Genomic DNA, 4,866 nt, shown 5'->3' with positions numbered 1-4,866 from the left:
GGCGGTACGGGGCCGGGCCGGCCGGGCCGCTACGGAGCGGGGCGGGCACGCCGGCCGCCGACCGCCGACCGCCGGCGGAAACGCGCTCGACGGCCGTCCCGACCCGGCGTTGGATGCGGCGCGTGACGGAACCGCGCACCGAACGCCTCCTGCTCCGCGCCTGACGGGACGCCGACCCCGCCCCCTGGGCCGCCCTCAACACCTCGGGCCCGTGCTCACGCGCGAGCGGAGCGATGCCTGGGTGGCGGCCTTCCGGGCGGAGTTCGCCGCGCGCGGCTACGGCTGGTGGGCGGTCGAGGTGGTGGCGAGCGGCGAGTTCATCGGGTTCGCCGGCGGGCTGGACGGCACGGACGACGGGATGCCGTTCACGGGCGTCGAGGCCGGATGGCGGCTCGCGAGGGCGGCCCGGGGGCACGGTTACGCCACCGAAGCCGGCCGGGCGGCCCTCGCGTTCGGCTTCGCCACGCTCGGCCTCCGCGAGGTCCCGGCCGTGACGACCACCGGGCAATCTGCGGTCCCAGGCCGTGATGCGCCGACTCGGTATGGTCCGTGCCCCCCGCGCCGGCGACTTCGACGACCCGCACGCACCCGAAGGGTTCCCGCGCCGCAACGTGCTGTACCGCGTCGGCGCGTGAGAACGGCGAGAGGGTCTGTCCGCAATCGCGTGGCGTGTCCGGGAATTCGCTCCGTTGGGTGAAGTGCCGGGCGGATCGTTTTGCCCCGTACGGCAGCCGGGGATGCTGGGCGCGAGGACGGGCGCCCGGGCGGGACGGGGCCCCGGCTTCCCGCACACCGGAGCACGCCCCACCGTATTCGCGGCACCGTACCCGCGGCCCCGAACTCCCGCTCGGGGGAACGTTTCCGTACGGCTCCGGTCGCCTCGTGGGGGTGATGCGCGGCATGGCGCCGCGGAGCCCAGGGCAGTCGTCAGGTGTCTCAGCCGATGAGCGGATTAGAGGTACTTCATGCGCAGCTTCGCCGTAATGACCCTCCGCGCCGCCGCGTTCCTGGGCGTGCTCTCCGCTCCCGCGCGGGACGCCGCGCCGGCCGTCGCCGGCGGTTCCCCCGCCGCCGGGCCGGGGTTCTTCGACGACGTCGTGAACTCCGGGAAAGACGCCTTGGAAGCGTGGAAGCAGGAGGCCGCCGAGACGGTCAACAACGTCATCGCCCTGCGGAAGCCGGCCGGGCAGCGGGGCTGAGCCCGCGGCTTGGAAGGGGCTCACCGCCGGCGGACCAGCTCCTCGGCGCAGGCGTTGAGCGCGCGTGGCGCGCCCGTGAGATCCATGACGAACAGCGGGAGGCGGCAGTCGTCCGCCCGTGACCGGGCCTCGGTGGTGTAGCCGGCGAGGGAGAAGCAGACCGCGGTCGCGTCATCGACCAGGGCGTGCAGCCACAGGCACTCGACGTCCCGCGTGGTCGTGGGGAGGGTCGTGGGGTCCACCCGGACGACGAGCCCGTCGGCCAGCAGGTCGATTACGCCCGTCCCCGCCGGCCGGTCCGGCCGCCGGACCTGGGCGAAGCCGAGCCAGCGCAGATAGCGCCGGGCCGCGGTGACCGCGTCGCGCTCGGTCCGGATGGCGACGGGCCGGAAGTCCGGCCGGGCCGTGCGACGGGCCCCGGCGCGGCCCTCCGGGGCGACCGGCGCGCCGGCCCCGCCGGCCGGTGCGGCCGGCTCCACGGGCGGCTGCACCACGGCCCCGCACGAGCAGTCGAACTCCGGTCTGGGCCACTGGCCCTGCCGACCGCAGCCCCCGCAGCGGACGGCGACCCAGCCGTTGCGCCAGGTGCGGTGGGCGACCGGACGGGGAACGGCGCCGGGGGAGACGGGCAGGGTGAGGGGAGCGCCGCAGGCGCAGGGATAGGTGGGCGGAGTGAACGGGTGCTCCCGGCCGCACGTCGGGCAGTGCACCGGCACGCTCTTGGCCATGGTCGGCTCCAGCGAACGGGTCCGTAGGACTGAGGCACTCCATAGTCCACGAAGCGGACGCCGAGAGGGGCGCGAATGGCCGAAGCGGGGACCCGGACGGCGGCGCCGCGGCGCGACCCGACGGAACAGGCGCCACCGTCCGGGGGTTTACGGGGCGGGCAGTGGCTCGTACTCGCGGACGGCGTCGATGTCGGCGCCGTGCGGGGTGTTCGCCTCCCGCTCGATCATGATCTCCACCAGCACGGGACGCGAGGTGGCGACGGCTTTCTCGCGGGCCCACTCGATGGCGGGCCGGATGTCGCCGGGCCGGGTGACCCGCCGGCCTGAACAGCCGTACGCCTCCATGATCTTGACGTTGTCCGTGCCGGTCTCGTCGTAATGGATGTCGACCTGGTAGTTCATGGCGTAGGGGAGGGACGCCTGACGGATGAGGCCCAGGTACTCGTTGTTGAGCATGATCAGTACGAAGGGGACGTCATACTGGGCGGCCACCGCCAGTTCCTCGACCGTGTACTGGAACCCGTAGTCCCCCACGACCCCCACCACTTCCGTACCGGCCCGGCCCATGCCCTCCAGTGCCTTCTTGACGCCGATCGCGGCGGGTATCTCCCAGCCGAGGGGCCCGGCCTGGCCGCAGACCTGGTAGTGGCGGGGCCGATGGGCCTTCTGGTGCTGGCCGCCCCAGATCTGGTACAGCCCGATGGCGGTGACGAAGTACGTGTCCGCGCCGAAGACCTCGTTGATCTCCTTGTAGACCCGGGGCGCCTTGACCGGGACGGTGTCGAAGTCCTCCCGGCGGACGAGGGTCCGTTTCAGTTCGGCGCACCGGGCCCGCCAGGGGCCGATCGCCGGCCGGGCGCGCCGGGCCCGGCCGGCGGCCGCCAGGGCGGCGAGGAACTCCCGGGCGTCGGAGACGATCCCGAGATCCGGCGCGACGACCCGGCCCAGCTGGGTGGGCTCGACGTCCACCTGCACGAACGTCCGCGAGCCCCGGTAGACGGAGAGGTCGGCGCCGGTGTGGCGGTCGCCGAAGCGGGCTCCGACGGCGAGGACGAAGTCGGCCTCCAGGAACGAGGCGTTGGCGTACCGCTGGGACGTCTGGATGCCGGTGGTACCCATGTTGAGCTCATGGTCGTCTTCGATGACGCCCTTGCCCATCAACGTCACCTGGAACGGCAGCCCCAGCTCCTCCACCAGTGCCCGAAGTTCCTCCGCCGCCCCCGAGGTGATCACCCCGCCGCCGGCCAGGACCAGCGGCCGTTCCGCGGCCAGCAGCAGGTCGAGGGCGGCCTCGACGGACGGCCCGTGCGGCGGGCAGGGACGGACGGGCAGCGGGGCGTCCGTCCCGGGCGCGTAGGCGATCTCGTGCCGGGCCACGTCCAGCGGGATGTCGACCAGCACCGGGCCGGGCCGGCCCTCACGGGCGGTGCGGAACGCCTCCCGGAACACCCACGGCAACTGGGCCGCCTCCTTGACCTGCACCGCCCACTTGGTGACCGGCCGCGCCACCGCCACGATGTCCACCGCCTGGAACGCCTCCTGGTGCAGCTTGCCGGAGACCGCCTGGCCGGTGACGCAGACCATCGGGACCGAGTCCGCGTGCGCCGTGTAGAGGCCGGTGATCAGATTGGTGGCGCCCGGCCCCGAGGTCGCCAGGGCCACGCCGACCCGCCCGGTGGTCCGCGCCCAGCCGTCGGCCATGTGCGCGGCGGCCTCCTCGTGGCGGACGATCAGGTGCTCGATGCGGCCGTCCGCCTCCAGCGCCTGGTAGAGGGGGAGGATGGCGGCTCCGGGGCAGCCGAAGACGACGTCGACCCCCTCGTCCTTGAGGATGTGCGCCACCGCCCGCATGGCGGGGATCCTGGGCACCTTGGTCCCGCTCATGCCGCCGGCCCCCTCTTCGACATCTTCTCCACTCCGCGCAGCAGGGCCGAGTGATCCAGACCGCCGTCGCCCTGCGCCCGGACCGCCGCGACCAGTTGGGCGACCAGCCCGCACAGCGGCAGGGCGACGCCTGCCTCGCGGGCGGCGGCGGTGACGATGCCCATGTCCTTGTGGTGCAGATCGATCCGGAAGCCCGGGGTGAAGTCCCGGGTGAGGAAGGCGTGTTTCTTCCGGTCGAGGACGGCCGACGCGGCGAGCCCGCCGTTCAGCACGTCCAGGGCGACGGCCGGTTCCACCCCCGAGCGCTCCAGGAAGACCACCGCCTCGGCACAGGCCTGGATCGTCGCCGCGACGATCAGTTGGTTCGCCGCCTTGACGGTCTGGCCGGCGCCGTGCGGGCCGCACAGCGCGGCCGTCGAGCCGAGGACGTCGAACAGCGGCCGGGCCGCCTCGAAGTCCGCCCGCTCCCCGCCCACCATGATCGACAGGGTGCCCTCGACGGCCCCCGCCTCGCCCCCGGACACGGGCGCGTCGAGCACCCGCAGGCCCCGCTCGGCGCCCGCGCGGGCGAGGGTGACGGCCGTGCGGGGTGTCACCGTCGACATGTCGATGAACAGGGCGCCTCGGCGGGCGTGTTCGATGATGCTTCCCTTGCCTTCCTTGCCTTCCTTGCCTCCTATGCCTCCTTTGCCGAGGGCCACCTCCGTCACCTCGGCGTCCGCCGGGAGCATCGTGACGATGACGTCCGCGTCGCGGACGGCTTCCGCGACGGAGGCGGCGGGGGTGCCGCCGTGGGCGGCGAGGGCGTCGAGCTTGTGCTGTTCGAGGGTGTGGGCGGTGAGGTGGTGGTGAGCTTTGAGGAGGTTGTGGGCCATGGGGGAGCCCATGATGCCGAGGCCTATCCAGGCGATGTGCATCGGGGAGTCCTTTCCGGGTGCGGGTGCGGGTGCGGGTGCGGGTGCGGGTGGTTGGGGGGTGGTGCCCCGGTCCCGCCCCTTCGCCGTTTCGGGGGGGGGGGGGGGGGGGGGGGGGGGGGGGGGGGGGGGGGGGGGGGG

4 protein-coding genes and 1 pseudogene are annotated in these 4,866 nt (G+C 73.9%); 2 read left to right on the top strand and 3 right to left on the bottom strand.

The features are described 5' to 3' along the window. The first annotated feature begins 122 nt into the window (after positions 1 to 122). Positions 123 to 635, top strand: a pseudogene (locus ACSNOK_RS30715) (GNAT family N-acetyltransferase). 330 nt (positions 636 to 965) lie between these two features. Beyond that, complete coding sequence (locus tag ACSNOK_RS30710) at positions 966 to 1,199, top strand: hypothetical protein (RefSeq protein ID WP_436784075.1); 234 nt, start codon at positions 966 to 968, stop codon at positions 1,197 to 1,199. Positions 1,200 to 1,219: 20 nt separating this feature from the next. Here the strand turns inward: ACSNOK_RS30710 and ACSNOK_RS30705 are convergent, their stop codons facing one another. The 3 genes from ACSNOK_RS30705 to ACSNOK_RS30695 all read right to left on the bottom strand — a co-directional run bounded on the left by ACSNOK_RS30705 (position 1,220) and on the right by ACSNOK_RS30695 (position 4,728). Beyond that, positions 1,220 to 1,927 carry a hypothetical protein gene (locus ACSNOK_RS30705; RefSeq protein ID WP_436784074.1) on the bottom strand — a complete coding sequence of 236 codons (708 nt, stop codon included), beginning with the start codon at positions 1,925 to 1,927 and terminating at the stop codon, positions 1,220 to 1,222. 147 nt (positions 1,928 to 2,074) lie between these two features. After that, positions 2,075 to 3,811 (bottom strand): glyoxylate carboligase, encoded by a 1,737-nt coding sequence (gene gcl, locus ACSNOK_RS30700; protein ID WP_436784073.1) that lies wholly within the window; start codon positions 3,809 to 3,811, stop codon positions 2,075 to 2,077. After that, entirely contained in the window at positions 3,808 to 4,728 is a 921-nt protein-coding gene (locus tag ACSNOK_RS30695; protein WP_436784072.1) for a 2-hydroxy-3-oxopropionate reductase, read from the bottom strand. The genes gcl and ACSNOK_RS30695 overlap by 4 nt, the downstream gene beginning before the upstream one ends. Between the last annotated feature and the right edge of the window lie 138 nt (positions 4,729 to 4,866).

It is taken from the genome of Streptomyces sp. URMC 126, from assembly GCF_051386555.1.
GTDB lineage: Bacteria > Actinomycetota > Actinomycetes > Streptomycetales > Streptomycetaceae > Streptomyces.
Note: the sequence above shows the minus strand (reverse complement) of the source record. Positions and strands in the feature narration are given on the sequence as shown.

Excerpts from the sequence above, each read along its gene's own strand:
- ACSNOK_RS30705 (WP_436784074.1), bottom strand. The coding sequence starts at position 1,927 with ATGGCCAAGAGCGTGCCGGTGCACTGCCCGACGTGCGGCCGGGAGCAC.
- ACSNOK_RS30695 (WP_436784072.1), bottom strand. The coding sequence starts at position 4,728 with ATGCACATCGCCTGGATAGGCCTCGGCATCATGGGCTCCCCCATGGCC.
- gcl (WP_436784073.1), bottom strand. The coding sequence starts at position 3,811 with ATGAGCGGGACCAAGGTGCCCAGGATCCCCGCCATGCGGGCGGTGGCG.
- ACSNOK_RS30710 (WP_436784075.1), top strand. The coding sequence starts at position 966 with ATGCGCAGCTTCGCCGTAATGACCCTCCGCGCCGCCGCGTTCCTGGGC.